Origin of the sequence: Microbacterium lacus (assembly GCF_044794305.1) — a bacterium.
In the GTDB taxonomy this organism is placed as follows: domain Bacteria; phylum Actinomycetota; class Actinomycetes; order Actinomycetales; family Microbacteriaceae; genus Microbacterium; species Microbacterium lacus_B.
This window is the reverse complement of sequence record NZ_CP084996.1, coordinates 573358-599163: the sequence shown is the minus strand read 5'-3', so window position 1 is coordinate 599163 and position 25806 is coordinate 573358. Positions and strand designations below refer to the sequence as shown.

General features: G+C 65.0%; 28 protein-coding genes. 21 read left to right on the top strand and 7 right to left on the bottom strand.

The annotated features are described in order from the left end of the window. Positions 1–14: 14 nt before the first annotated feature. The 7 genes from LG299_RS03000 to msrA all read left to right on the top strand — a co-directional run bounded on the left by LG299_RS03000 (position 15) and on the right by msrA (position 6125). On the top strand, positions 15–728 hold the full coding sequence (locus LG299_RS03000) for an NUDIX hydrolase (protein ID WP_404433393.1): 714 nt from the start codon (positions 15–17) through the stop codon (positions 726–728). Between the two features lie 59 nt (positions 729–787). Continuing rightward, complete coding sequence (locus tag LG299_RS02995; RefSeq protein ID WP_404433391.1) at positions 788–1837, top strand: siderophore ABC transporter substrate-binding protein; 1050 nt, start codon at positions 788–790, stop codon at positions 1835–1837. An 85-nt stretch (positions 1838–1922) separates the two neighbouring features. Continuing rightward, positions 1923–2864 (top strand): ABC transporter permease, encoded by a 942-nt coding sequence (locus LG299_RS02990; protein WP_404433389.1) that lies wholly within the window; start codon positions 1923–1925, stop codon positions 2862–2864. Beyond that, a complete protein-coding gene (locus tag LG299_RS02985) occupies positions 2861–3832 on the top strand; it encodes an iron chelate uptake ABC transporter family permease subunit (protein ID WP_404433387.1) in 972 nt (323 codons plus the stop codon). The genes LG299_RS02990 and LG299_RS02985 overlap by 4 nt, the downstream gene beginning before the upstream one ends. After that, the gene (locus LG299_RS02980; RefSeq protein WP_404433386.1) at positions 3832–4584 is read left to right on the top strand and encodes an ABC transporter ATP-binding protein; all 753 of its coding nucleotides are present in this window, start codon (positions 3832–3834) and stop codon (positions 4582–4584) included. The genes LG299_RS02985 and LG299_RS02980 overlap by 1 nt, the downstream gene beginning before the upstream one ends. A 40-nt stretch (positions 4585–4624) precedes the next feature. Next, positions 4625–5413, top strand: coding sequence for a siderophore-interacting protein (locus LG299_RS02975; RefSeq protein ID WP_404433384.1), 789 nt, complete (start codon positions 4625–4627; stop codon positions 5411–5413). A 169-nt stretch (positions 5414–5582) separates the two neighbouring features. Continuing rightward, positions 5583–6125, top strand: coding sequence for a peptide-methionine (S)-S-oxide reductase MsrA (gene msrA / locus LG299_RS02970; RefSeq protein ID WP_404433382.1), 543 nt, complete (start codon positions 5583–5585; stop codon positions 6123–6125). On the opposite strand, the gene LG299_RS02965 is transcribed toward msrA, so the two are convergent. Both LG299_RS02965 and LG299_RS02960 read right to left on the bottom strand, forming a co-directional pair. After that, positions 6122–7306, bottom strand: a complete 1185-nt coding sequence (locus LG299_RS02965; RefSeq protein WP_404433380.1) for a DUF4349 domain-containing protein — start codon at positions 7304–7306, stop codon at positions 6122–6124. The two genes, msrA and LG299_RS02965, sit on opposite strands and share 4 nt — an antisense overlap. Beyond that, complete coding sequence (locus LG299_RS02960) at positions 7303–7854, bottom strand: RNA polymerase sigma factor (protein WP_404433378.1); 552 nt, start codon at positions 7852–7854, stop codon at positions 7303–7305. Before LG299_RS02960 ends, LG299_RS02965 begins: the two co-directional genes overlap by 4 nt. A gap of 288 nt (positions 7855–8142) precedes the next feature. Between LG299_RS02960 and LG299_RS02955 the strand changes: the two genes are divergently transcribed. The 7 genes from LG299_RS02955 (at position 8143) to LG299_RS02925 (ending at position 15793) form a co-directional block, all read left to right on the top strand. Beyond that, the gene (locus tag LG299_RS02955; RefSeq protein ID WP_404433376.1) at positions 8143–9225 is read left to right on the top strand and encodes a TerC family protein; all 1083 of its coding nucleotides are present in this window, start codon (positions 8143–8145) and stop codon (positions 9223–9225) included. A 172-nt stretch (positions 9226–9397) separates the two neighbouring features. Then, on the top strand, positions 9398–10858 hold the full coding sequence (gene leuC / locus LG299_RS02950; protein WP_404433374.1) for a 3-isopropylmalate dehydratase large subunit: 1461 nt from the start codon (positions 9398–9400) through the stop codon (positions 10856–10858). A 1-nt stretch (position 10859) separates the two neighbouring features. Then, entirely contained in the window at positions 10860–11456 is a 597-nt protein-coding gene (gene leuD / locus LG299_RS02945; protein WP_404433372.1) for a 3-isopropylmalate dehydratase small subunit, read from the top strand. Between the two features lie 72 nt (positions 11457–11528). Then, the gene (gene murA / locus LG299_RS02940) at positions 11529–12899 is read left to right on the top strand and encodes a UDP-N-acetylglucosamine 1-carboxyvinyltransferase (RefSeq protein WP_404433370.1); all 1371 of its coding nucleotides are present in this window, start codon (positions 11529–11531) and stop codon (positions 12897–12899) included. A gap of 3 nt (positions 12900–12902) precedes the next feature. Next, positions 12903–13667 (top strand): lysophospholipid acyltransferase family protein, encoded by a 765-nt coding sequence (locus tag LG299_RS02935; RefSeq protein ID WP_404433368.1) that lies wholly within the window; start codon positions 12903–12905, stop codon positions 13665–13667. 28 nt (positions 13668–13695) lie between these two features. Next, positions 13696–14787, top strand: a complete 1092-nt coding sequence (locus LG299_RS02930; RefSeq protein ID WP_404433366.1) for an NAD(P)H-dependent glycerol-3-phosphate dehydrogenase — start codon at positions 13696–13698, stop codon at positions 14785–14787. Continuing rightward, entirely contained in the window at positions 14693–15793 is a 1101-nt protein-coding gene (locus LG299_RS02925; RefSeq protein WP_404433364.1) for a D-alanine--D-alanine ligase family protein, read from the top strand. The genes LG299_RS02930 and LG299_RS02925 overlap by 95 nt, the downstream gene beginning before the upstream one ends. Positions 15794–15800: 7 nt before the next feature. Here the strand turns inward: LG299_RS02925 and LG299_RS02920 are convergent, their stop codons facing one another. After that, on the bottom strand, positions 15801–16283 hold the full coding sequence (locus LG299_RS02920; RefSeq protein WP_404433362.1) for a DUF3515 family protein: 483 nt from the start codon (positions 16281–16283) through the stop codon (positions 15801–15803). A gap of 22 nt (positions 16284–16305) precedes the next feature. Here LG299_RS02920 and thiL point away from each other — a divergent pair, with 22 nt between their 5' ends. Next, positions 16306–17307: a thiamine-phosphate kinase gene (thiL, locus tag LG299_RS02915; protein WP_404433360.1), complete on the top strand. Its 1002-nt coding sequence runs from the start codon at positions 16306–16308 to the stop codon at positions 17305–17307. Here the strand turns inward: thiL and rsmD are convergent. Then, positions 17277–17855, bottom strand: coding sequence for a 16S rRNA (guanine(966)-N(2))-methyltransferase RsmD (gene rsmD, locus LG299_RS02910; protein WP_404433358.1), 579 nt, complete (start codon positions 17853–17855; stop codon positions 17277–17279). The genes thiL and rsmD overlap by 31 nt on opposite strands. A 4-nt stretch (positions 17856–17859) precedes the next feature. Next, entirely contained in the window at positions 17860–18441 is a 582-nt protein-coding gene (locus tag LG299_RS02905) for a 1-acyl-sn-glycerol-3-phosphate acyltransferase (RefSeq protein WP_404433356.1), read from the bottom strand. Between the two features lie 46 nt (positions 18442–18487). Here LG299_RS02905 and LG299_RS02900 point away from each other — a divergent pair, with 46 nt between their 5' ends. From LG299_RS02900 to mutM, 6 genes are all read left to right on the top strand, one after another. Then, positions 18488–20656, top strand: coding sequence for an ATP-dependent DNA helicase RecG (locus LG299_RS02900; RefSeq protein WP_404433354.1), 2169 nt, complete (start codon positions 18488–18490; stop codon positions 20654–20656). 31 nt (positions 20657–20687) lie between these two features. Continuing rightward, positions 20688–21176 (top strand): pantetheine-phosphate adenylyltransferase, encoded by a 489-nt coding sequence (gene coaD, locus LG299_RS02895; protein ID WP_404433352.1) that lies wholly within the window; start codon positions 20688–20690, stop codon positions 21174–21176. A gap of 80 nt (positions 21177–21256) precedes the next feature. Next, entirely contained in the window at positions 21257–21724 is a 468-nt protein-coding gene (locus LG299_RS02890) for a YceD family protein (protein WP_404434774.1), read from the top strand. A gap of 42 nt (positions 21725–21766) precedes the next feature. Further along, on the top strand, positions 21767–21976 hold the full coding sequence (rpmF, locus tag LG299_RS02885) for a 50S ribosomal protein L32 (RefSeq protein WP_028495421.1): 210 nt from the start codon (positions 21767–21769) through the stop codon (positions 21974–21976). Beyond that, a complete protein-coding gene (gene rnc / locus LG299_RS02880; RefSeq protein WP_404434773.1) occupies positions 21966–22649 on the top strand; it encodes a ribonuclease III in 684 nt (227 codons plus the stop codon). Before rpmF ends, rnc begins: the two co-directional genes overlap by 11 nt. Further along, positions 22642–23598, top strand: a complete 957-nt coding sequence (gene mutM, locus LG299_RS02875; protein ID WP_404433349.1) for a bifunctional DNA-formamidopyrimidine glycosylase/DNA-(apurinic or apyrimidinic site) lyase — start codon at positions 22642–22644, stop codon at positions 23596–23598. The genes rnc and mutM overlap by 8 nt, the downstream gene beginning before the upstream one ends. On the opposite strand, the gene LG299_RS02870 is transcribed toward mutM, so the two are convergent. Further along, entirely contained in the window at positions 23510–24658 is a 1149-nt protein-coding gene (locus tag LG299_RS02870; RefSeq protein ID WP_404433347.1) for a GNAT family N-acetyltransferase, read from the bottom strand. The two genes, mutM and LG299_RS02870, sit on opposite strands and share 89 nt — an antisense overlap. After that, positions 24655–25752, bottom strand: a complete 1098-nt coding sequence (locus LG299_RS02865; protein ID WP_404433345.1) for a GNAT family N-acetyltransferase — start codon at positions 25750–25752, stop codon at positions 24655–24657. Before LG299_RS02865 ends, LG299_RS02870 begins: the two co-directional genes overlap by 4 nt. Positions 25753–25806 lie beyond the last annotated feature (54 nt).

Genomic DNA, 25806 nt, shown 5'->3' with positions numbered 1-25806 from the left:
CATAGCCTGGAGGAATGCCCGCTGAACCATCTGCCCACAGCGCGCGCGGCCAACTCGAATTCCTCGCGAACCGGGTTGCAGCCGCTCCGACGGTAATGGGCACCTCTCGCTGGTACACCGAACTGCCCGAATCGAGCCGCGCTCGGCCCGCTGCCGTCCTGCTGCTCTTCGGCGTCCTCGACACCCTCGACAGCGACCATCACTCAGATGCAGTCTCGCGCGACCTCGACATTCTCCTGCTGGAACGTGCGTCGACACTGAGGTTGAACCCCGGTCAAATTGCGTTCCCGGGTGGTCGCGTCGATGACGACGACCGCGACGTCGTTGCGGCCGCCGTGCGCGAAGCGGAGGAAGAGACCGGACTTGATCCTTCCGGCATCGACATCCTTGGTCCGCTCGAGGCGATTCCGCTCGCGTACAGCAACTATCTGGTGACTCCCGTCCTGGGGTGGTGGCGGCATCCGTCACCTGTCGGCGTCGTGGATGAAGCGGAGTCCGCTGCTGTCTTTCGAGCGCCGATCGCCGACCTCGTCGACCCCGTGAATCGAGGGGTCACGGTCCTGCGCCGTGACGATCAAACCTGGCGCGGACCAGGGTTTCTCGTGGGACAGGGGAGTGAGGCGCACCTCGTGTGGGGGTTCACCGCGATGGTTCTCGACAGCCTGCTCGACCGTCTCGGATGGAGCGAGCCGTGGGACGAAACGCGCGAACTTCCGCTGTCGTTATAGATCGTCACACAACGATCCACGTTCGTAGGGACGCTAGAACTTAGGGTAGCCTCACCTACATGCCAACCGTATCGCGTCGCGCCGCACGCCTCACTGTTTCCCTTTCCGCCCTCGCTTCGGTCGCCCTGTTGGCGACGTCGTGCGCCTCAGGTCCGGCAGCGTCCAACGAGCTCGAATCAGCCCCTCCGCTCGAGACAGTCGTCGTTGAGAACGCCCAGCCGACGCTCGTTCTCGTAGAGGAAGACGGCGAGTCCTACCTCGCCGAAGATGCCGATACCGCCCGAGGTTCGGTGGAAGTGCCGTTCCAGCCGTCGGCTGTGGTCACGTTCGACATCGCGACGCTCGACACTCTGGACGCCATCGGTGCGGGCGAGTCTGTGATCGCCATCCCGGACGTCGTGCTTCCCGAGTACCTCGCGGACTACGCAGGCCTGCCCAAGGTGGGAACGCTGTTCGAGCCCGACTTCGAGGCCGTTGCCGAGCTCGAGCCCGACCTCATCGTCGTGGCCGCGCGCAGCACGGCCCAGTTCGACGAACTCTCAGAGATCGCCACGACGATCGACCTCACCGGCACGTACGGCGGGACGTTTGATCCCGCTGCGGGCCTGGTGCGCGCCGAGCAGCTCGGCGAGATCTTCGGGGCCGAGGACGAGGTCGCCGCCCAGGTGGCAGAGATCGACGAGCTCACCAGCACCATCCAGGACGAGGCATCCGGAACCGCCCTCGTACTCTCGGTCTCAGGCGGCGAGTTCGGCGCCTTCGGCGAAGGTTCGCGCTTCGGCTACTTCTTCGACGAGCTGGGCTTCACGCCAGCCGTCGCTGCCGCCGAGTTGCCCGGTGCCGAGGGCTCTCCGCACGGTGACACGGTGACCAACGAGTTCATCCTCTCGGCGAACCCGGATTGGATCATCGCGTTCGACCGCGGAGCTGCTACCGGTGAAGGATCCAGCGCCGAAGAGACGCTCGACAACGAATTGGTCGCTGAGACGACCGCAGGCAAGGAAGACCACATCGTGCTCCTGCCCGCGAGCGAGCTCTACATCGTCATCAACGGTCTGACTGCCATTCAGAACGTGCTGAGCACAGTGCACGACAACATCGCCTCCTGATGTCGCTCACTCCCGAAAGTCGAGAGGGCGCGGAACGCTGACTCGCTTCTCTCCCACCTCCTGGATCATCGCGGGGGCGGCCATCGTGGCCGCCCTCGCGACGGTCTCGTTGTTCATCGGAGTCGCTGGGCTCGATAGTTTCGTGTTCTTCGCCAGCCGCGTCCCACGGACGGTATCGCTGATCATGGCGGGCGCCGCGTTCGCCATCATCGGGCTCATCATGCAGCTTCTCGTCCGCAATCGCTTCGTGGAGCCGGGTACGACCGGGGCGACGGATGCTGCGAGCCTCGCTCTCCTCGCCGTGCTCATGACCACTCCCGGCCTGCCGATCTGGGGAAAGGCGATCGCCGCATCGATCGGCGCGCTCGTCGGAGTTTTCGGGTTCCTTGCGCTCGCCCGTCGGATCCCCGCCCGATCGAGCGTGCTCGTGCCGATCGTCGGGATTCTCTTCGGCTCGGTGATCGGGGCAGTCACGATCTTCTTCGCGTACCGCACCGACATGCTGCAGGAGCTGATGAGCTGGAGTATCGGTGACTTTTCGGGAATCCTTCGCGGCAGGTACGAGATGGTCTACTTCGCCGCGGCCGCGGCCATCATCGCGTGGATCGCTGCGGATCGCTTCACCGTTGCGGGCCTTGGCGAAGACACTGCGCGCGGCCTCGGCCTGAACACCCGCGGCGTCATGGCGCTCGGCGTCACGATCATCGCCGTCGTCACCGGCACGCTGATGGTCGTGACGGGGGCGATCCCGTTTCTCGGCCTGATCGCCCCGAACATCGTCAGCAGACTCATCGGCGACAACATGCGTCGTGCGGTGCCGCTCGTGGCGCTGCTGGGCGCGGCCCTGGTTCTGCTCTGCGACATCATCGGCCGGGTGGTGCGCTTTCCGTTCGAGTTGCCTATCTCGATCGTGATGGGCGTCATCGGCGGCGTGGTGTTCCTCTGGATGCTCATCGGTACGGCGAAGCCCGTCGATGGGGGACCTCCCACGCGACGCGCGGCAAAGAGGAAGGCTGTGGTCCGGTGATCAGTGTTCTTCCTACCGTGCGCGTGTCGGCGCGCGTGCGACTCACTGTGCTCGCGGGGCTCGCGCTCCTCGCGATCGCCCTGTATCTGTTTACCGATCTCCCCGGAGAGTGGGAGTACGCACTCGGGTTGCGCTGGCGCACCGTCGCCGGCATGACCATTGCAGCCGCCGCGGTCGGGGTGGCCACGATCCTCTTCCAGACGATCACCGCGAACCGCATCCTCACGCCGGGCATCATGGGATTCGACTCCGTGTTCATGACGATTCAGGTGCTCACCGCCTTCCTGATCGGTCCCGCAATCCTGGTATCCGCTCCACCCCTCATCTCGTGGGTCGTCGAACTCGTGCTCATGATCGGCGCGATTGTGGGCCTCTACTGGTGGCTCTTCGTCCGCCGAAGCCTCGACCTGCACGTCATCGTGCTCGCCGGGCTCGTGCTCGGGGTGTTGTTCCGCTCCGTCACCGCATTCCTTCAGCGGTTGCTCGACCCCGACACGTTCGCCATCATCCAGAACCTGACCTTTGCGAGTTTCACCTCCATCGACCGTGAGCTGCTTCTGCCGACCACAGTCCTTGTTGCCGCCGCGATCGGGTCGCTCTGGCCGATCCGGACGTCGTTGGACGTTCTCACTCTCGGTGAGACCACGGCGATCTCTCTCGGAGTGGAACACCGGCGTGTGGTGATGCATGTGGTGGTCGCCATCGCGGCGATGGTGGCAGCATCCACTGCCCTCGTCGGTCCGGTGACGTTCTTCGGACTGCTCGTGGCGAACCTCGCCTACGGCGCTGTCGGCCACCGGCACATGCGTAGTGTGCCGGCATCGATCGCGATCGGCACGATCGCACTGGTCGGCGGCCAGCTGATCCTTGACCGAGTGCTCGGTTTCGGTACCGAGTTGCCGGTCGTCATCGAGTTCGTCGGTGGGCTGTTCTTCATCGTTCTTGTTCTCACCGGAAAGGCCCGTTGATGATTCTCATCGACTCCGTCCTCAAACGGCACGGTGCGCTCCGCGCCGTCGACGACGTCTCGCTGCAGATCAACGGCGGTCTCACGGCGATCATCGGCCCCAACGGTGCCGGCAAGTCCACACTGCTCGCGGCAATAGGCCGCCTGATCGGTACCGATGCCGGGGTCATCACCGTCGACGGGATGGATGTGGCCGCCGCGAGATCGCGCGACATTGCCCGGCGGCTCGCCATTCTGCGACAGGACAACCATCTCGCGATCCGGCTCAGCGTCGAAGATCTCGTCGCGTACGGTCGCTTCCCGCACGGCGGTTCGGGTCGTACTCCCGAGGACCGTGCTCAGATCGAGAACGCGATCACGCTGCTTGATCTCGAAGCGGTGCGCGGCCGATACCTCGACGAACTGTCGGGTGGACAGCGGCAGCGGGCCTTCGTGGCGATGGCGATCGCGCAAGACACCGACTACCTGCTGCTAGACGAGCCGCTCAACAACCTCGACCCACGGCATAGCGTGGCTCTGATGAAGTTGATGCAGACGCTGGTCGCCGTACGCGGCATGACTGTTGTGGTCGTGCTGCACGACATCAACGTCGCCGCACAGTTCGCCGACGACGTCGTGGCGATGCGCGACGGTCGCGTTGTTCACCACGGTGCGGTGGCTGATGTGCTCACGGCGCGCAACCTCACCGATCTTTACGAGACACCAGCGCGCGTTGACGAGCACGGCGACCGGAGGGTCGTGATCTGGGAATGACACACACTTCGACCGACCGCACGATCCACAGGAGCCCGAAATGACCACTCACACCTTCACCGTCGTCCGTCAGGGTCTTGACCTGAAATTTCGCACCGCGGCTCTGATCGAGCGGGAGTGGCAGACCGAGCACTACGTGCGAGTTCGCGTGAGCGGGGACGACCTGCGCGGGTTCACTTCGTTGGGTGCTGATGACCACATGCGCCTGTTCTTCCCTGAGCAGCAGGGCGGCTGGGCAGGCACGGTCGAAGAACTTCGTGCGTCACCGAGTCGCGAGTACACGCCGCTGGCGTGGGACGACGACTGGCTCGACGTCGAGTTCGCCATCCACGGCGAACCGGGGGATCGCGGGCTCGCGGCCGAATGGGCGGCCTCCGCCTCGATCGGTGCCACGCTCGGTGTCGGGGGCCCCCGAGGCTCCATGGTCATCGAAGGACGCCCGGACGCGTGGTTCCTCGCGGGCGATGAAACGGCGGTGCCCGCGATGCGTCGGTTCGCAGCATCCATGACGACGGATGCGGTCGGCACCGTCATCATCGAGGTTCCCGACGCCGCTCATCAGCTCTCGATCGACACTCCCGAAGGTGTGAGCGTGGAGTTCGTGTACCGCGGGGCGGCGGTCGGGGGTTCCGCCCTCGCGGCCCGCTTGAATACCCTCACCGCAGCCGACCGGCCTTCGGGAGACGTGTTCGCGTTCATCGCGAGTGAGCAGGCAATTGTTAAGGCCGGCCGCGGACTGGCGATCGACCGCTGGGGTTTGGATGCCGATCGCATCGTCGCAAAGGGGTACTGGAAGCGCGGCGATGTGGAGTTCCACGCACCGCATTGATCGGGTGCTCTACAAAGGACGACCGATGGCCAAGGTGCTGCGCACACTGTGGCCTCAGCGCGCGCAACTCTCGGCGCGCTCACAGCAACGAGGGAACCAAATCGCCGCAGCATCCGTTACCAATGAAGTGAACGTCACGCACTACCCATTGTCACAAGGAGCACGCATCATGAGCGACACCGGAGCCATCACCCGCACACCCGGAACCGAGACCGCAGTCCTCGCCGGCGGATGCTTCTGGGGAATGGAAGACCTCATCCGTCGCCAGCCGGGCGTGCTCGACACGCGCGTCGGCTACACCGGCGGGCGCAACGAGCGCGCGACCTACCGTCAGCACCCCGGCCACGCGGAGGCGGTCGAGATCGTGTTCGACCCCGCAGCGACCACGTATCGCGACATCCTGGCGTTCTTCTTCCAGATCCACGATCCGTCGACACTCGACCGTCAGGGCAACGACATCGGGTCGAGCTATCGCTCAGCGATCTTCCCGCTCTCGCCTGAGCAAGAGCAGGTCGCCCGCGACACGATCGCCGATGTCGATGCCTCCGGCCTGTGGCCGGGCAAGGCCGTCACCACGATAGAGCCCGAGGGGCCGTTCTGGCAGGCCGAGCCCGAGCACCAGGACTATCTGCTGAAGTACCCGAACGGCTACACGTGTCACTTCCCGCGCGCGGGATGGGTCTTGCCGAAGCGGGACGCCGCCGTCAGCTAGTCCCGGTGATCGTCCCGCTCCTGGGCGTCGCGCTGATCGCGCTGAGGAGCGGGTGCGACCTCTCGCGGGCCGGCCTTGCGGGTTCGCACCGCGCGCACGATGAACCAGACGATCAGTGCGGCCAGCCCGATGATGGCGAGCCACGGGATCATGAATCCCAGTGCCACCACGATGCCGTTGAGCGTGGCAACCAGTCCGTTCCATCCGGCGGCGAGCCCATCGCTGAACCCTGCCGGGTCGGCCGTGACAGGCTCGACCACGGGGGTGAGCGAGACCGACAGCGACGACATCTCCACGAGACCCTCGAGAGACTCCAACTGCTGCTGGTACGACTCAAGGGTCGCCTGGCGCTCGGCGAGGGCAGACTCTGCGGCGATCAGATCTGCGACGCTTGCCGACTGGCCCAGCAGTTCAGTGAGTCGGTCGACGGACGCTTGGGATGCCTCGATGCGTGCGCGCAGATCGACGGTCTGTTCGGTGACGTCCTGGCGATTGATGGACGAGGTCGTCACCTCGCCGAGATCCGAAAGCTCTTCCATAATGGAGTTCAGTTCGTCGGATGGAACCCTGACCGTGACCCACGCCCCATCGGGGGAGTAGGGGTAGGGGTAGATCGCAGAAGAGTCGAGCGAAGAATATTCTTCGTAAGTGATGCCCTGGCCCTGATCCGTCGGCACGACCCCACCGCTGGTTCCGAGGTTCATCGATTCGACGTAACCTCCGCGAGCAACGGCCGAGTTGCCGATTGTCCGGGCGGCGACGGCGAGGTCGTCCACGATGACGGTTGCCGATCCACTCGCGATGATCTCGCGCTCACCAGCCGCCTCTTCGGGCGCGACCGCAGATTCCAGACCAGCGCCGGTTGCGGCATCCGTCATCGTCACACCACCGAGGTCTCCCTCTCGAACGGGTGCTGATTCGTTCGTCGCGCCCGCGAATCCTCCCGGCACGCCACCGGTGACCAACGTCCCAACGTTTGGAGCGATGATCGCGGCGACGGCGATCACCGCTGCGGCGGCGCCTCCCGCCATCCACAGACGCCCACGTCGTGACCGACGTGTCTGCTCCTGGGCGCGCGAGCGGGCGATGTCGCGGAACAGTGCGTCTTCGATCTCGTCGATCCGCGTCTCGCTGAGTTCTGGAAGCGGGGGAAGCGCGGATGCTTCGGCTGGCGTGTTCATGTGCTCTCCTTTACAGCGGTCCGCAGTTTCATGCGGATGCGAGAGAGACGATTGCGCACGACGCCGTGTTCGACGCCGAGTTCTTCGGCGGCTGCCAGATAGGCATAGCCCTCGGTGGCGCACAGGCGGAAGATGTCACGGTCGAGGGGGCTCAGCCCCGCGACTTCGCGCATGATCCGCTCGGCGAGTTCCCCGTCGATCACCTGCTGTTCCACGTTGACCGTGGCGGGCAAGGTCTCATCGGCCGCGGCCGCGGTGTTCTCGCGGTCACGGCGCTGAGCGCGCATCCGGTTCGCCGATTGAAAACGACAGATCGTTGCCAGCCAGGGCAGAAGCGATTCCCCCTGCAGCTGCAGATCGGGAATCTTCCGCCACGCAACCAAGAACGTCTCTTGCGTGACGTCCTCGGCGTCTGCGGGGTTACCCAGAAGGCCGTGTGCGAGCCAGTACACCGGCCGCACGTAGGAGCGGTAGAGCGTCCGAAAGGCGTGTTCGCTGCCGCTCGCAGCCGAAGCCACGAGCGCCGCGTCACCACTGTCCGACGACATCTGACCCCCGACCCATTCTCTCGTAGGTGTGCGTTTTCGCATCTCTCACCGTGTCAGTGTCGGTCGCGGCCCGATCGTCTCGCGCGTGAACGGGCACAGCATCCTGAGCCTGTAGTCTGAGATGCGCGAGAGGGAGTATCCCGCTAGCGCGTTTCCGTCATCACGGGCCCCAAGAGTGCGGCCCCGGATTCGCGTCGCAACCACCGTCTGATTTCAGGGTCCGGTTGCGGGGAGAGACTTTCGGGTTCTATAGATCCTTCCCTCCGCACTGCTTATTGAAAGGCCCTCATGGACCTCGTTCTTCCGATCTGGTTCGAAGTCGGATCGCTCGTCGTGCTGACGCTCATCCTCGTGGCTGACTTGTTGCTCATCCTCAAGCGTCCGCACATCCCCTCGACGAGGGAATCAACGCTCTGGGTCGTCTTCTACGTGACGTTGGCCCTGATCTTTGCCCTGCTGATGTGGATCATTGCTGGCCCGGAGTACGCGGGTCAGTTCGTGGCCGGCTGGCTTACCGAGTACAGCCTGTCGATCGACAACCTCTTCGTGTTCGTGCTGATCATGACCCAGTTCGCGGTGCCTCGCCGGTACCAGCAAGAGGTGCTGATGGTGGGCATCATCATCGCCCTGATCCTGCGCGGACTGTTCATCCTCGCCGGCGCTGCCATCATCGAGCAGTTCAGTTGGGTCTTCTACATCTTCGGCGCCTTCCTGGTCTTCACCGCCTGGCGCCAGGCGTTCCCGGGCGGCGACCACGACTCCGACGTCAAGAACGAGAACTTCATCGTTCGCTTGCTGCGCCGCACGATCGACATCAGCGACCACTACGACGGGGCCAAAATTCGCACCGTGGTCAACGGCAAGAAGATGTTCACCCCGATGATCATCGTGTTCGTCGCTATCGGCGTCACCGATCTGCTCTTCGCGATCGACTCGATCCCCGCGATCTTCGGCATCACCCAGAGTCCCTTCATCGTCTTCACGGCGAACCTGTTCGCGCTGATGGGTCTGCGCCAGCTGTACTTCCTGCTCGGCGACCTGCTCGACCGGCTGCGGTACCTTCACTACGGGATCGCGTTCATCCTTGCCTTCATCGGCGTGAAGCTCGTACTGCACGCGATGCACGTCAACGAGTTGCCGTTCATCAACGGCGGTGAACCCATCGAATGGGCGCCCGAGATCTCGACCTGGGCCTCGCTGGGCGTGATCGTCGTTTCGATGGCAGTCGCCACGATCGCGAGCCTGGTCGCCTCATCGCGGGAAGACAAGGCGAAGACGCCGGATGCTGCGGCCGCCGTTGTCGCTGACGAGAAGGGGACCCCGACGACGGTCGAGCAGCCCCCGGCGCCGGCGACCACAGAAGACCACTGACGGCAGCAGACACCACCGGCGAGCGAGTACCCTGCTCGCCGGTGGTAATCTGGCGGAATGCAGATCGCTCGGCTTCTCCTTAGCGGCCGCGACGAGTCCTAGTCCCAGGCCTCCCTCGTCGCGGAGTTTCTTGCGGGCTTGATTCACTCTTCCCCAGGAGAAGGACATAGCAATGAGCACCTCCATTCCCACGATGGCCGATCGTCCGCGCACGCTCGCAGAGAAGGTCTGGGACGACCACTTGGTCGTCAAGGGCCACGACGGCGAACCCGACCTGATCTACATCGACCTGCACCTCGTGCACGAGGTCACGAGCCCGCAGGCGTTCGACGGTCTGCGCGCCGAGGGGCGGCCGGTACGTCGGCTCGATCTCACGATCGCGACAGAAGATCACAACACCCCGACCCTCGACATCGACAAGCCGATCGCCGATCTCACCAGCCGCACGCAGATCATGACGTTGCGAAACAACGCGGAAGAGTTCGGCGTGCGCCTTCACTCGCTCGGCGACAAGGAACAGGGAATCGTGCACGTCGTGGGCCCACAGCTCGGGCTCACGATGCCGGGCATCACGGTGGTCTGTGGTGACAGCCACACGTCAACGCACGGTGCCTTCGGCGCGATGGCCTTCGGCATCGGAACGAGCGAGGTCGAGCACGTCCTGGCGACGCAGACGCTCCCGCTGAAGCCGTTCAAGACGATGGCGATCACGGTAGAAGGCGACCTGAAGCCGGGCGTCACGGCGAAAGACGTGATCCTGGCGATCATCGCCAAGATCGGTGCGAACGGCGGCCAGGGATACGTGCTCGAGTTCCGCGGGAGTGCGATCCGCGCCCTCTCGATGGAGGGGCGCATGACGATGTGCAACATGTCGATCGAGGCCGGTGCGCGCGCCGGAATGATTGCCCCTGACGACATCACGTTCGCCTACGTGAAAGACAAGCCGCATGCTCCGCAAGGACAGGATTGGGAGGATGCTGTCGCCTACTGGCGCACGCTTCCCTCCGATGAGGGGGCGGTGTACGACGCCGAGGTCTATCTCGATGCGAACGAACTCGAACCCTTCGTCACCTGGGGAACCAACCCCGGGCAGGGCGTGTCGCTCTCGCAGCGCGTGCCGTCGCCGGACGATTTCTCCGACCCGAACGAGCGCGCCGCGGCAGAGCGCGCCCTCGAGTACATGGACCTCGTTCCGGGTACGCCGCTCAAGGACGTCCCGGTTGATGCTGTCTTCATGGGCTCCTGCACGAACAGTCGCATCGAAGATCTCAGGGCTTTCGCCTCCGTGATCGAGGGACGCACAAAGGCTGAGGGCGTCCGCGTAATGGTGGTGCCAGGCTCGGCGCGTGTGCGGTTGGAGGCCGAGGCCGAGGGCCTCGACAAGGTCTTCATCGACTTCGGAGCGGAGTGGCGATTCGCCGGATGCTCGATGTGTCTGGGTATGAACCCCGACCAGCTCGCACCGGGGGAGCGCTGTGCTTCTACCTCGAACCGCAACTTCGAGGGTCGGCAGGGTAAGGGCGGACGCACTCATCTGGTTTCGCCGCTCGTCGCGGCTGCCACCGCGGTGCTCGGCCACCTTGCGAGCCCGAGTGATCTGCCCGCACCTGTGACCAGTGGAACGGTGGCCTGACATGGATGCTTTCTCGACACACACCGGCATCGTCGCCCCGCTGAAGCGTTCGGCCGTCGATACAGACCAGATCATCCCCGCGGTCTACCTGAAGCGTGTGACCAAGACCGGATTCGAAGACGCGCTGTTTGCCAGTTGGCGGCAGGATCCCGAGTTCGTGCTCAACCAGCCCGCGTTCCTGGGCGCGTCGGTGCTTGTTGCCGGACCCGACTTCGGCACGGGTTCTAGTCGAGAGCACGCGGTTTGGGCTCTGCGTGACTTCGGATTTCAGGTCGTCCTTTCGCCGCGGTTCGCCGACATCTTCCGCGGCAACTCCGGAAAGCAGGGCTTGGTGACCGGCGTCATCACCGAGCAGGATCTCGAAGCAATCTGGGCGGCGATCGATGCGGAGCCGGGTATACAGATGACGGTCGATCTCCTAGCACGTAGCGCGTCGATCGGCGACCTCCATGTTCCTTTCGACATCGATGATTACACTAGGTGGCGGCTTCTCGAAGGGCTCGATGACATCGGGCTCACGATGCGCAGCGAAGACAAGATCGCGCAGTTCGAGGCTCGCCGTGAGGCGTGGCGGCCCCGGACGATCCCCGTCCGGTAAGCCAGGAACTCGCTCCACAAGAGCGATCTCCATACCTTTGCCACCCTCGAGACACATGTGAGGTCCACCCAGATGAAGACCCTTATCGGTGATTCCACCGAGCCGACGGCAACGAACCGAGAGGTCTCTGGAGAGACACTCGCGATCCGGGGTGGGCGGGCTCTTCAGGGTCGCGTCGATGTCAAGGGCGCGAAGAACCTCGTCACCAAGGCCATGGTCGCTGCCCTCCTCGGTGAGACGCCGAGTGTCCTTCGCGACGTGCCCGACATCAGCGATGTGCAGGTCGTCCGGTCGTTGCTGGAAGTCCACGGCGTCACGGTGAAGGACGGCGAAGAAGAGGGAACGCTCATCCTCGACCCCGCGGGGGCCGTGTCGGCGCACTTCGAAGAGATCGACGCGCACGCCGGCGCATCCCGCATCCCCATCCTGTTCTGCGGTCCGCTGCTTCACCTCCTGGGCGAGGCGCTCATCCCCGACCTCGGTGGTTGCAGGATCGGCGATCGTCCGATCAACTTTCATATGGACGCTCTGCGCGCGTTCGGCGCCGTCGTCGACAAGAGCTACGAGGGCATCCGCATCACTGCCCCGGACGGACTCCACGGTGCGAACATCGAACTGCCGTACCCGAGCGTCGGCGCCACCGAGCAGGTACTGCTTGCGGCCGTGCGTGCGAAGGGCACCACCGAACTGCGCAACGCAGCCATCGAGCCCGAGATCATGGACCTCATCGCCGTCCTGCAGAAGATGGGCGCGATCATCTCGTACGAGCCGAACCGCGTCATCCTGATCGAGGGTGTCGATTCGCTCAAGGGCTACGACCACCGCGCCATCTTCGACCGCAACGAAGCAGCCTCATGGGCATGCGCGGCTCTCGCCACCGACGGCGATATCTACGTCGGCGGAGCGAAGCAGCAGGAGATGCTGACGTTCCTCAACGTGTTCCGGAAAGCCGGCGGCGACTTCGACATCTACGAAGACGGCATCCGCTTCAGGCGGGGTGCGTCACTCAAACCCGTGACGGTCGAGACAGACGTCCACCCCGGCTTCATGACCGACTGGCAGCAGCCGCTCATCGTGGCACTCACGCAGGCGGACGGCCGGTCGGTCGTGCACGAGACCGTATACGAGAACCGGCTGGGTTTCACCGAAGCGCTCGTGCAGATGGGCGCCGACATCGTCGTGCACCCGCAGGGCATCGACTCCGACGGACGCCGTGTTCCCCGCCGCGCACTCGAGCAGGCCGCGGTCATCAACGGGCCGACTCCACTCCACGGTGCAGACGTCGAGGTCCCTGACCTTCGCGGCGGGTACAGCTACGTGATCGCCGCACTCGCTGCCGAAGGCGAATCGATCGTTCGCAACGTGGGGATCATCCGTCGCGGCTACGAGAAGTTCTTCGCCAAGCTCGACGCGCTCGGCGCCGACTTCGACGTCATCGGATAGTCGGTGGCCCGCTCCCGCCCGCGTGCTTCCGAAGAGAAGCGCCGACCCTCCGTCTTCTGGCCGCTTGCGGCGATCGTCGTTCCGCTGGTCTCGTTGGTCGTGAAGCTCGACATCGAAGGTGCGGAGAAGATCCCACGCGAGGGCGCGTACGTGATCGCACCGAACCACTATTCCGAGTTCGATCCGCTCGTCGTGGCACTCGCAGTCTGGCGCGCGGGCCGCCTGCCACGATTCATGGCGAAGGAGAGCCTGTTCCGGATTCCGGTTCTGGGAGCAGTCTTGCGCGCGACCGGGATGGTTCCGGTGGCACGCCAGTCTTCTGCGGCCGCGGCGCGTGAAACCCTCAACGCTTCAGAGACGCTCGTCGAGCACGGGCGCGGCGTCATCGTCTACCCGGAAGGCAGCCTGACGCGCGAGCCCAACCTCTGGCCGATGCGCGGGAAGACCGGAGCCGTCCGACTTGCGCTCGAAGCCGACATCCCGGTGATCCCGATGGCGCACTGGGGTACCCAAGCGGTCATCCCGCGCTACGGAAAGCTTTCGCTGTGGCCGCTGCGCAAGCCGGTTGCCGTCATTTTCGGCGATCCGGTCGATCTGGACACGTTCCGCGGGGCGAAGCTTCCCCCGGCAGGACTTGCCGCGGCGACAGATGTCGTCATGAAAGACATCGCGGGACTACTCTCGACACTGCGCAACGAACCTGCACCCTCGGCGCGCTGGAACCCCGGCGAGCACGGGCAGAAAGAGACGGGTCGACTTGAGTCGTAAACAGGGCTCCTCCCGGCCACGGGTAACGGTGATCGGCGCGGGCAGCTGGGGCACCACGTTCGGCAAGATCCTCGCCGATGGTGGTGCGAATGTCACCATGTGGGCTCGTCGCCCCGAGCATGCGCAAGAGATCGCGCAAGCCAAGCGCAATAGCCTCTATCTGCCCGGCATCAATCTGCCGCGTGAGATGACCGCGACCCACCACCTGTCTGAGGCACTCGAAGGCGCCGAGCAGGTCTACCTGTCGATTCCGAGTCAGGCTGTCCGCCAGAACCTCAAGGCTGTGCGTCCGCTCGTCTCTCTAACCGACGCACCCATCGTGTCGCTCATGAAGGGCGTTGAGCGCCGCACGGGGCTTCGGATGAGCCAAGTCATCGAGCAGGAGCTCCACTGCGATCCGGCACGCATCGCCGTAGCATCCGGCCCCAACTTGGCGCTGGAGATCGCACGCGAGCAGCCGACTGCGGCAGTCATCTCCTCGACGAGCCAAGAGACGGCGGATGCGGTCGCCCGCCGTGCGCGCAACCACTACTTCCGCACCTTCGTGAACACGGACGTCATCGGCACCGAATTCGGTGGAGTGTTGAAGAACCTCATCGCCGTCGCGATCGGCATTGTCGACGGCGTGGGCTACGGCGAGAACACGAAAGCCTCGATCATCACGCGTGGTCTGGTTGAGATGACCGACTTCGCCGTCGCCTACGGCGCCCAGCCCGAGACCCTCCAGGGTCTCGCCGGTCTCGGAGACCTGATCGCGACATGCCAGTCTCCGCTCAGCCGCAACAACACGGCAGGCCGGCTTCTCGGGCAGGGCTACAGCTTTCAAGATGTCGTCAAACAGATGGACCAGACCGCCGAAGGCCTTGCCTCGGTGGCGCCGGTACTTCAACTCGCACGCGACGTGGGCGTGGCGATGCCGATCGTCGAGCAGGTCAAGATGGTGCTCGATGGCACCATGAACCCGCGCGACATCGCACCGCACCTGACGACGGACGACGACACGCCAATGGGCGAGAGGACGCAGAATGGACAGGCCGGCGGTGGCGGTGCTCTTTGGAGGTCGCTCCAGCGAGCACTCGATCAGTTCCGCAACGGCGGGCGGGGTCCTTCGGGCAATTGACCGCGAGCGCTACCGGGTCATTCCGATCGGGATCACCCGCGACGGTGCCTTCATCCTCGAAGAGGACGATCCTGACAAGTTCGCGATGGACGCGGCGCGCATGCCGGCGGTCATCGACAACGGCACACGCATTCTCTGGCCCGACTCCGCACTTTCGCGCGAACTTCGGGTGACGGATGCCTCCGGTACACGTTCGCTCGGCAACGTCGATGTCGTCTTCCCGATTCTGCACGGGCGCTTCGGCGAGGACGGCACGATCCAGGGGATGCTCGAACTGCTCGGCCTGCCCTACGTGGGTGCCGGCGTGCTCATGTCGGCCATCGGGATGGACAAGCACACTACTAAGAGCGTGCTCAAGGCTGCCGGTGTGCCGGTCGTACCGTGGGTTACCGTCACTCGCGCGGGCCTCGACCGCGACCGCGCCCTGTGGGCACGCCGCATCCGTTCATTGGGACTCCCGGTCTTCGTCAAACCTGCGCGCGCGGGTTCGAGCGTCGGAGTGTCGAAGGTCTCGGAATGGGATGAACTCGACGCAGCGTTCGACATCGCCTTCGCCGAAGACGGCACCGTCCTGGTCGAGCAGGCGATCGTCGGCCGTGAGGTGGAATGCGGTGTGCTGCCGGCGGCGATAGATGACACGCAGGGTGGGATGCCTCGAGTCAGCGTTGCGGGCGAGATCGTCGTGACCGGCCGGGAGTTCTACGACTTCGAAGCGAAGTACCTCGGCGCGGACGGCGTCGACCTGGTCTGCCCCGCCGACCTGCGTGCGGGAGAACTCACCGAGATGCAGCGGATCGCCGCCCGCGCGTTCGAGGCGCTCGGTGGAGAGGGCCTCGCGCGGGTGGACTTCTTCTTCACCGGCACCGAGTTCTTCGTCAACGAGGTCAACACGATGCCCGGCTTCACGCCGATCTCGATGTTCCCCACGTGCTGGATCGCTTCAGGAATGACCTACCCCGAGTTGATCACGGAGCTCGTCGAGGCTGGCCTACGCCGAACGGTCTGAACCGCGGTCAGCCTTCGGGCAAGACCGACTGCGACTCCACACACGAACGTTCGGCCGGGATGGCTCCGCTGACGATCGGACCCAGTCGGTCGAGCACATCGTTCGACGAGACGACCTCGTTGTCGATGAACACTTCGACAGCCGGAGTCCGACCGTACGTCGTGATCAGGTAGCGCGGCGCCTGGGACTCATCCACGATCCAGTCGACCCCGCCGATCGTGATGCAACGCGCTTCGGTGGGTCCGGGCAGCGTGACACCACAGGTGAGCAGGACCGCGGCGGGGTCGCCCCACGCTCCTGTCGCCTGTGCATCGGTCCAGCGCTTGGACTCTCCGGCGAGGGAGCCCGGAAGTCGTACCGACACGTCGGCACACAGGGGATCGTTCGCCGCCTCGGCAGGCTGCATGCTCACCGTTGTCGAGCAACCCGTGAGGGTCAGACCCACACTCGCGGCGAAAGCGATCGCGAGGATCCGTCGTCTGAAGGTCACCCCTCCAGGCTACCGTGGAGGCATGAGCGACCAGCCCCACGACGCCCACGTCGACCGCGCCGACCCGCGTGTGGGCGACCTTTCGGAAGGGCGCATTCTGCGAGCGATTCTGAGCCGCCTCGGCACTTCGGGTGCAGAGGTCGGCCCGGGTGACGACGCCGCGGTTTTGCGAGCTCCGGACGGTCGGGTCGTCGCGACAGTCGACACCCTGGTGCACGGCCCCGACTTCCGGTTGGCGTGGTCGACCGGATTCGACCTCGGCTTCAAAGCGGCCGCGGTGAACCTCGCCGATATCGCTGCGATGGGCGCGCGACCGACCTGCCTTCTCGTCGCCTTGGCCATGCCGGATGAGACGCGGCTCTCTTTCGTCGAAGCACTCGCCGACGGGTTGCGGGCGGGGTGCGACTCTCTCGCACCCGGCTGCGCTGTCGAAGGCGGTGATCTGACGGTGTCTGACACGCTTACGATCGCCGTCACCGCACTCGGGTCACTGGACGGTCGCGCTCCGGTACTTCGCAGCGGCGCGCGGGTGGGCGATGTGGTTGCGGTGGCGGGCGAACTCGGACTGGCGGGTCGCGGTTTGGCGCTTCTGTTCGACAGATTTCGGAACGCCGCGGGCCAGCCGACCGGCGTCACGATCGAGCTTCTCGCCGACGCCGAGCGCCGTGATCTTGCCGCGCAGCTGCGGCCCGAGCCACCGATCGCGCTCGGCGCTGTCGCCGCGCGCACGGGGGCGACGGCGATGATGGATGTGTCGGATGGTCTCGTGCTGGATGCCACTCGCATGGCCGAAGCATCCGTCGTCACCCTCGCGCTCGACGCACAGACCGACGAGGCGCTCGGCGGGGGAGAAGACCACGCCTTGCTCGCAACCTTCCCCGCAGACGTCACTCTCCCTACCGGGTTTCGTCAGATCGGTCGGGTCGTCCCGCAGGGCGCGCACCCGGTCTTGGTCGACGGCGAGCCGCACACGGGACGCGCGGGCTGGGATCCCTATCGCGATTGGGATTCGACGAGGGGCTGAACCCACCAGAGCGTCGTGTCGCCGTACTTCTTCGCGCGCATGTGAACGAGACCATCGGGAAGCGTTGGTTCGCCCGAGCGTGATGCTCTCTCGAGGACGACGACCGCGTCGGGGGCGAGCGAAGGCATCAACAGAGACAGGCTCGTGTGCAGTTCATCGTCGCTCAGGTCGTACGGCGGGTCGATGAAGACGAGATCGAACGGCCCGCGGGAGGTGCGCAGGAACGCGTCGACGGCCGCCCTGTGCACTCGCAGCGCAACGCTCTTCCCCAGCGACTTCGCCACGCGATCAGCATTGCGCTGCGCGACGGATGCTGCCTTCGGAGACTTTTCAACGAGGTCGACGGATGCCGCTCCGCGACTGGCTGACTCAAGGCCGAGTGCTCCAGATCCGGCGTAGAGATCGAGCACCGCCGCGCTGCGCAACGCATCTGCCGATTCGAGGGCACCGAAGAGTGACTCACGCACACGATCGCTCGTTGGCCGGGTGCCGGCATCCGGAACTTCCAACACGAGCGAGCCTGCTCGCCCTGCGATGATGCGCGTCACACCATCACGATAGCGGCGGTGTCTGCTCCTCACGCAGACGTGGGATGGTGCGATTCTCCGGGCGCATGCCGGCTTTGTCGACGTAGTAGGCGCGGATGACATCCATATCTGCGCTCACGTCGCCGGTGAGATCGATGGTGGGGCCGAGCCCGGTGGTCATGGTCGTGCGGTCGACATAGCCGAGCGTGACGGGCATGTCGGCGTCGCGGGCGATCCGGTAGAAGCCGGACTTCCAGAACTCGCCCTTTCCGCGCGTGCCTTCGGGAGTGACGACGAGCCCGAAGACCTCGCCTGCGTGAACGCGGGCGACCACTTCCGCCACGACGTTCTGCGGGTTCGCGCGATCGACGGCGATGCCACCGAGGCCACGCATGATGGGGCCGCGCCATCCTGCGAACAGACTGTCTTTGCCGAGCCACCGCACCGGGATGCCGAGCCGCCACGCGATGGCGAGCATCAGGACGAAGTCCCAGTTCGAGGTGTGCGGAGCACCGATGAGTATCGTCGGGCGAGTGGGTGCGGGCTCAGACACGAACTTCCAGCGACTGAACGCCCAGTACAAGCGTGCGAGGCCGCGTCGGAGCATTCGCTAACCGTACACCGCCGTCGGTGGCGCTCCGTAGACTCGTGGAATGTCGTCGCTCAGCCTGGAATCGCGTCTCGACGGCGCGGTCGGGGGTAAGACCGCGATGGCGCTCGAGCGTGCATTCGGAATGCGCACGGTCGGCGATCTGCTCTCTCACTATCCGCGTCGGTACGCGCGCCGGGGCGAGCTGACGCAGATCTCGTCGCTGCCTCTCGGTGAGCCGGTGACGATCGTCGCCGAGGTGGTGCGCGTGAACGAGCGTCGCATGCAGAACCGCAAGGGGTCGCTGCTCGAAGTTGTGATCAGCGACGGCCAGGGTCACCTTTCGCTCACGTTCTTCAACCAGGCCTGGCGCACGAAAGACCTGAAGCCCGGCAGGCGGGGCATCTTCGCCGGCAAGGTCGGTGAATACCGTGGGGTGCAGCAACTCTCGCATCCCGACTATGAGCTCTTCGACGATGAGGCCACGGCGCGCATGACGGCAGAAGCCAACGCCAACCTGCCGATCCCGATCTATCCGGCGACGAGCACCATCGCGAGCTGGCAAGTGCAGAAGATCATCGAGCTCGTTCTGCACGCGCTCGGCGAGGTGCCCGATCCGCTTCCCGATTCCCTCCGCGCACGGCACGGCCTGCTCGACGCGCGGACGGCGATCGAACGTATCCACGCGCCCGCCTTCGAAGACGAGATCGAGCCGGCACGAGCCACGCTCCGCATGCACGAAGCTTTCGTGCTGCAGGTCGCGCTCCTGCAGCAGCGAAATTTCGTGCGCGCGCTCTCTGCCACCAAGCGCGCTCCCGGCGCCCTGCTCGAGAGGTTCGATACGGCTCTCCCCTTCGAGCTCACTCCCGATCAGGTGTCGGTCGGTACACAGATCGCCCGCGATCTCGAGGGCGACTGGCCGATGAACCGCCTCGTGCAGGGCGAAGTGGGTTCGGGCAAGACGCTTGTCGCGCTACGCGCCATGCTGCAGGTCGCCCAGAACGGCGGGCAATCAGCGCTGATCGCGCCGACCGAAGTGTTGGCCGGTCAGCACGTCAGATCGATTGCGCGGATGCTGGGACCACAGCTTGCGCCAGAACTCATGCCCACTTTGCTCACCGGGCAGATGCCCGCCGCAGAGCGCCGCAAGGCGGCGTTGCGGACGGCCTCCGGCCAGTCACGGATCATCGTCGGAACCCACGCCCTGCTGAGCGACTCGACGACGTTCGCCGACCTGGGGCTGGTCGTCGTCGACGAGCAGCACCGTTTCGGTGTCGATCAACGCGAGGCTTTGCGCGCGAAGGGCAGCGCGCCGCACGCGCTCGTGCTGACCGCGACCCCCATCCCACGCACCGTGGCGATGACCGTGTTCGGCGACCTCGACGTCTCGACGATTCGCACGATGCCCGCCGGGCGCGCGGGAATCCAAACGTTCGTCGCCCCTTTGGCAGAGAAGCCGGCCTGGTTTGCTCGCGTGTGGGACCGCATCGCCGAAGAGGTGGCGCAGGGGCGTCAGGCGTTCGTCGTCTGCGCCGCAATCGACGCTGAGGCGCTGACGAAGGACGAAAAGACCGGCCCCGACGGCGCGGAGTTGGAAGAGGCACCGGCCGAGGGACCGACTCGGTGGGGTGTCGTCCAGGTCGCGGACCTGTTGTCGAGGCATCCGTCCTTCACCGATCTGCGCGTGCAGATTCTGCATGGCAAGATGCCGTCCGATGACAAGGATGCCGTGATGCAGGCCTTCGCCCGCGGCGACATCGATGTGCTGGTCGCGACCACTGTGGTCGAGGTGGGCGTCGATGTGCCGAACGCATCGACCATGGCGATCCTCGAGGCAGACCGGTTCGGCGTGTCGCAGCTTCATCAGCTTCGTGGGCGCGTGGGGCGCGGGGGTGTCCCAGGGCTCTGTTTGCTCGTCACCGAGTCAGCGCCGGGGTCGTCGGCACGGCAGCGGGTCGAGGCGGTGGCATCCACGCTCGACGGTTTCGTGCTGGCCGAAGTCGACCTCGAGCTGCGTGGCGAAGGAGATGTACTCGGCGACGCGCAGTCCGGTGCGCGCTCGTCTTTGCGGCTGCTGCGAGTGGTGACGGATGCCGATCTCATTGCTGAGGCACGCGTCGCAGCAGAAGACGTCCTGGCTGATGATCCCGCCTTGGTGAGGCATCCCGGTCTGCACGCGGCGATCGAGCGGCGGGTGAGCACGCAGGAGCGCGCGGCCCTGGCTAAGAACTGACCTGAAGAACTGACACGGCTAGGCTGAGCCTGTGAATCCCAGGATCGCCGTCGTCCCCGGGTCGTTCGACCCGCCGACTCTCGGCCACCTCGATGTCATCCGTCGTGCAGCCGGCCTGTACGACGAATTACACGTGCTCGTCGTGCACAATCCCGGCAAGGAAGCGCTCTTGCCGATCGCCCAGCGTCTCGCGTTGATCGAGCAGTCCATCGCAGAGAGCGAGATCGGCGGCAACGTCATCGTCGCCTCCTGGAGCATGGGTTTGCTCGTGGATTACGCGACGGATGTCGATGCCGGCGTGTTGGTGAAGGGAATCCGTTCGCAGGTCGATGTCGCGTACGAGACGCCGATGGCGATCGTGAATCGACACCTCGCGCACGTCGAAACGGTGTTCTTGCTTCCCGACCCCTCGCATGCTCTCGTGTCGAGTTCGCTCGTCCGTCAGGTCGCGTCACTCGGCGGAGATGTCTCACCGTTCGTGCCTGCGTCGGTTGCCCGGTTCTTGGCCACCGGACGGTAAACTGAGTCCTCGTGACCAGGCACCTTCGACACGGCCCTTTCGCCGTGCCCGTTCGAGACATCGTCCACCGCTCCGGCGAGATGCGCGAAGTGACTCTCGAGCATCCAGCGCGGGAGAAGTGGGGCGAAGGTCTTGTGTCGGTCGCGCAGGGCGAGCCGGTGGTCATCGAGGCCCGTCTCGAGTCGGTTCACGAGGGCATCCTCGTGACGGGAACAGCCGAGACGGAGTACACCGGCATCTGTGGTCGCTGCCTGATCGACGTGGCCGAGACCCTTCAAGTCGAGATTCAGGAGCTTTTCGCGTATCCTGGAGAGGAAACATCTGACTTCGAGGTTCAAGACGACCACGTGGATCTTGAAACTCTTGTCAGAGATGCGATTGTCCTGTCGCTTCCGTTTCAACCGGTGTGTCAGCCGGATTGCCCCGGCCTTGATCCGGTTACGGGCGAGCGACTGGCCGAAAGCGCCGCAGAAGAGCAGCGCGAGCCCCTCGATTCACGCTGGGCAGCGCTCCAGGACTTCACCCCAGACGAAGACAGTGCCAAGTAAGTAGCCAAACGGCACGGTCGAAAGAACAGAGAAGAGTCAGCCATGGCAGGTAACCCCCCGAAGCGGAAAGTTTCCCGCTCGAACACCCGGTCGCGCCGCGCACAGTGGAAGGCAGCGCCCATCACGCTGACCACCACCGTTGAGAACGGCAAGGTCGTATACAGCCGCCCGCACCAGGCGAAGGTCGTCACCGACTCGCAGGGTACCGAGCTGTTCCTCGAGTACAAGGGCCGCAAGGTCGCTGACGTCTGAGCTCAGCCGTCTCACCGACAAGCTCGGGGTCGAATTCGACCCCGAGCTTCTGTCGCTAGCTTTGACGCATCGCTCCTGGGCGTACGAGCACGGTCAAGCGCCCCACAACGAGCGGCTCGAGTTTCTCGGTGACTCAGTGCTGGGCCAGGCCGTGACGGTTCATCTCTATGCGACGTTCCCCGACGTCGACGAGGGCACGCTCGCCAAACGGCGTGCGAGCGTCGTCTCGACGGTCGCTCTCGCGGAGGTCGCGCGTGTCATCGGGTTGGGTGAATACCTCAAACTGGGTCGCGGTGAAGACCAGACCGGCGGTCGAGATAAGGATTCGATTCTCGCCGATACGACTGAGGCACTCATCGGTGCCGCGTACCTGTCGGCCGGGCCCGACGAGGCTGCCGCGTTCGTCCTGCGCTTGCTGGAACCGCTGCTTGCCGACCCCGACCGCTATGGTGCGGCGATCGACCCGAAAACCAGTCTGCAAGAGCTTGCATCTCGATCGGGAGTAGCACCTCCGGTCTACGAAGTATCGTCGACCGGTCCCGATCACGATCGGCGCTTCACCGCGACGGTCTTCGTCGGCGATGCCACGGCCCAGGGCGAGGGAACGAGCAAGAAGTACGCCGAGATGGCGGCCGCGCTGACAGCTTGGCGTGAACTCAGCGGTCGTGCCTGAACTTCCCGAAGTCGAGGTCGTCCGCGCCGGTCTCGCACCCGCAGTGACCGGCGCCACGATCGCAGCCGTTTCGGTGTTCGACGAGCGCGCATTGACCCGTCACGCGGGCGACGGTGCGCAGTTCGAGGCCGCCCTCACCGGCCGGCGCATCCGCGCGGCTACCCGTCGCGGGAAGTTTCTCTGGCTGAGCCTCGAACCCGACCGCCCCGAAAGCGATGGCCCCGCACGTGAGGCGATCGTCGGCCACCTGGGGATGAGCGGACAGATGCTTCTCCGGGCGCCGGGTGCTCCCGGTGAACGGCACGAACGCGTCCGGTTCGACCTCGAGCATCCTGAGCACGGCGAGATTTCGGTCGTGTTCGCCGACCAGCGTACGTTCGGATCCCTCGCGATCGACGCTCTGATCGACACTCCGGATGCCGCCGCCGGCGGGTACGGGTCGCCCGAGGCTGTCGTTCCGACGCAAGTCGCCCACATCGCGCGCGATCCGCTCGATCCGGCATTCGACGGTTTTGCCTTCCGAGCAGCGCTTGTGCGCAAGCACTCGGCGATCAAGCGAGTACTGCTGGACCAGACCGTCGTCAGCGGCATCGGCAACATCTATGCGGATGAAGCGCTCTGGGCCGCCCGACTTCACCCCGAGACCGAAGCATCCGCCCTCTCGACGCGGAGTGTGAATCGCCTACTCGCCGAAGTGGGTGCCGTGCTGCACAAGGCTCTGGCCGAAGGCGGTACGAGCTTCGACGCGCAGTACGTCAATGTGAACGGTCAGGCGGGGTACTTCGCCCACTCACTGCACGCGTACGGCCGCACCGGTCAGCCTTGCGACCGGTGCGGCCGTCCGATTGTGCGCGTGTCATTCATGAATCGGTCCAGTCACTTCTGCCCGCACTGTCAGAGGCTCCCGCGAGGGTCTTCTTCCAGCCGCCCGCGTACGACGCAGGAATGAACCCGATCGTCTCGTTGATGTCGAGCATGGGCCGGTTCTCTTCGGCGTTGAACGTCGACACCCGCGGCGAGTCGGGAAAGAGTTCCCGCCAGCGCAGGAGGTTCGCACACTTGACGAGCATTCCCAGGCGGTGACCGCGGTGCTCGGTGAGCACCAACGTTCCCCACTGCTGGGTCGCCCGTGTGTGGTCGGCACCGATGATCAACTCGTTGTAGGCAGCGATCGCCCCGGTGGGTACATGAACCGCACAGGCCACCGACACTGACATGCCGCCTTCGGCGAGGCGCTTGTCACGGCGCTCCACACGCGCGGCATCCCACGTCTCTTCGGCCCACACCATGTCGCCGGTCGGTACGTCGGTCGACATCCGCGAGATCGTGTACGCGAAGCCGTCCTTGTATTCATCGGGCGTCGGCGACGTCCACGTAACCAGCCTGTAGTCGGTTCCGGCAGCAGACTGGGCGCTCTCCAGCAGAGCAGCGACGGCATCCATCCCTCCGGTCAAATCGAACACGCTGTTGCGCTCGGTCTGTTCGAACGAGTAGCCGTTGTCGAGCATGAATCGCGTCTGGCGATCGTCTGCCGGAATCGATCCGAAGCCGGTCGGCGACGCAAGCCGCGGACCCGGAGCATCGGGTCGGTGCAGTGTGTAGGTCTGCACGACCGGGCGCCCCAGTGCTCTGGCTTCGTCTTCGATCACCGCCAGCAGAGCCTCTTCGATACCCTCGCCCCATCGATCGGGCATGACCATGAGGTCGTACTCGACGTTGGTCGCACCGTCTTCGTGCGGAACCATGAGAGTACCCACGCCGACGATCTCGCCGTCCTGTTTGGCGCTGAAGCCGACATAGTGCCGGTCGGTCGTGTCTTTCCACGCCGGCAATAGTTCCTCAGGGTCCTGGTCGAAGTAGTCGTGACCGGCATCGTGCCGGCACAGCGCGTTCGCGATGCGCGCGATCGCGCGGAAGGGCTCTGCGTTCGGCTCGTCGAGCGAGTCGGGAACTTGGATCCGCGCGATCGTGAGAGGCGCAGCATCCGTCATTGTCTGTTGAGTGTTCATTCGAGGACCTTCTTCCAGGCGCCGCCGTAAGCGATCGGAGTGAACCCGATCGCCTCGTTGATGTCGAGCATCGGGCGATTCTCTTCAGCGTTGTAGGTGAGCACTCGTGGTGAGTGCGGCACGAGTTCGCGCCATTTCACGAGGCCGGCGCACTTCACGAGCATTCCGAGCTTGTGACCGCGGTGTTCTTTGAGGACGAGGGTGTCTTCTTGATGGGATGCTTCGGCCCGGTCCTTCCCGACGACCAACTCGTTGAACGCGCACAGTTCGCCGGTGGCAATGTGCTGTGCGGCCGTGACCAGGACGAACTGATGCGCGTCGGTCCAGAGAGCGTCGTGTCGAGCGATGCGCTCGGCATCCCAGACCTCTTCATCGAACTCGAGGTCAGCGGATGGAGCGTCCGTCGACATGCGCGACTTCATCCAGGCGTATCCCGCGACATATTCCTCCGCGGTGGGAGGTTCCCACTGCACGACGCGATAGCCTTCGGCCGCCGCTGTCGCCTCCGCGAGCAACCGCTCCACAATCTCGAACGACCCGCGCAGGTCGAAGGCGCTGTTGCGCTCCACCTGCTCGAGCGAATAGCCGTGCCGCTTGTAGAAGTGCGCAGCGTGGTCATCGGGAATCGACCCGAAACCGGTGGGCGGCTCGATCTGTTCGACGCCGTCGGCGGCGGGATGCGACGCCCAGGACTGCAGAACGGTGCGGCCGTGTTCACGGGCCTTGTTCTCGAGCAACTCGTACGCGGCGGAGCCGACGCCCTTACCCCACGACTTTCGCAGGAGTTCGATCTGCCAAAAGGCGGTCTTCGAACCTTCTTCGAGCGGGATGTCGATCCCGGCCCTGCCGACGAACTCGCCGTCCAGGATCGCAACCCACATGAACCTGATCTCGTCGGGGTTGGGCTGGTAGTGCGGTAGGAGCTCTGCAGCGCTCATGGACTCGTCGTGGTGCCCCGAGATCTCGAAGTACACGCGGTTGCGGACATCCATCATCGTGGCGAAGTCGTGGCCTGCTGGTGTCTCGAGCTCGCTGACATCTGCAGGGACGGCCAGGGGTCGAAGTTCGAGCCCGGTAAGTGTGGTGGTGTTCATGATCGGTCTTTCGTTCTGAAGTGTGCTGAATGTGGGAGGGAGTGGGGGTGGTGC

What these genes read in the sequence shown, in the direction of transcription:
- LG299_RS03000 (WP_404433393.1), top strand. Translation starts at nt 15, where the DNA reads ATGCCCGCTGAACCATCTGCCCACAGCGCGCGCGGCCAACTCGAATTC.
- LG299_RS02995 (WP_404433391.1), top strand. Translation starts at nt 788, where the DNA reads ATGCCAACCGTATCGCGTCGCGCCGCACGCCTCACTGTTTCCCTTTCC.
- LG299_RS02980 (WP_404433386.1), top strand. Translation starts at nt 3,832, where the DNA reads ATGATTCTCATCGACTCCGTCCTCAAACGGCACGGTGCGCTCCGCGCC.
- LG299_RS02975 (WP_404433384.1), top strand. Translation starts at nt 4,625, where the DNA reads ATGACCACTCACACCTTCACCGTCGTCCGTCAGGGTCTTGACCTGAAA.
- msrA (WP_404433382.1), top strand. Translation starts at nt 5,583, where the DNA reads ATGAGCGACACCGGAGCCATCACCCGCACACCCGGAACCGAGACCGCA.
- LG299_RS02965 (WP_404433380.1), bottom strand. Translation starts at nt 7,306, where the DNA reads ATGAACACGCCAGCCGAAGCATCCGCGCTTCCCCCGCTTCCAGAACTC.
- LG299_RS02960 (WP_404433378.1), bottom strand. Translation starts at nt 7,854, where the DNA reads ATGTCGTCGGACAGTGGTGACGCGGCGCTCGTGGCTTCGGCTGCGAGC.
- LG299_RS02955 (WP_404433376.1), top strand. Translation starts at nt 8,143, where the DNA reads ATGGACCTCGTTCTTCCGATCTGGTTCGAAGTCGGATCGCTCGTCGTG.
- leuC (WP_404433374.1), top strand. Translation starts at nt 9,398, where the DNA reads ATGAGCACCTCCATTCCCACGATGGCCGATCGTCCGCGCACGCTCGCA.
- leuD (WP_404433372.1), top strand. Translation starts at nt 10,860, where the DNA reads ATGGATGCTTTCTCGACACACACCGGCATCGTCGCCCCGCTGAAGCGT.
- murA (WP_404433370.1), top strand. Translation starts at nt 11,529, where the DNA reads ATGAAGACCCTTATCGGTGATTCCACCGAGCCGACGGCAACGAACCGA.
- LG299_RS02925 (WP_404433364.1), top strand. Translation starts at nt 14,693, where the DNA reads ATGGACAGGCCGGCGGTGGCGGTGCTCTTTGGAGGTCGCTCCAGCGAG.
- thiL (WP_404433360.1), top strand. Translation starts at nt 16,306, where the DNA reads ATGAGCGACCAGCCCCACGACGCCCACGTCGACCGCGCCGACCCGCGT.
- LG299_RS02905 (WP_404433356.1), bottom strand. Translation starts at nt 18,441, where the DNA reads ATGCTCCGACGCGGCCTCGCACGCTTGTACTGGGCGTTCAGTCGCTGG.
- LG299_RS02900 (WP_404433354.1), top strand. Translation starts at nt 18,488, where the DNA reads ATGTCGTCGCTCAGCCTGGAATCGCGTCTCGACGGCGCGGTCGGGGGT.
- LG299_RS02890 (WP_404434774.1), top strand. Translation starts at nt 21,257, where the DNA reads ATGCGCGAAGTGACTCTCGAGCATCCAGCGCGGGAGAAGTGGGGCGAA.
- rpmF (WP_028495421.1), top strand. Translation starts at nt 21,767, where the DNA reads ATGGCAGGTAACCCCCCGAAGCGGAAAGTTTCCCGCTCGAACACCCGG.
- LG299_RS02870 (WP_404433347.1), bottom strand. Translation starts at nt 24,658, where the DNA reads ATGAACACTCAACAGACAATGACGGATGCTGCGCCTCTCACGATCGCG.
- LG299_RS02865 (WP_404433345.1), bottom strand. Translation starts at nt 25,752, where the DNA reads ATGAACACCACCACACTTACCGGGCTCGAACTTCGACCCCTGGCCGTC.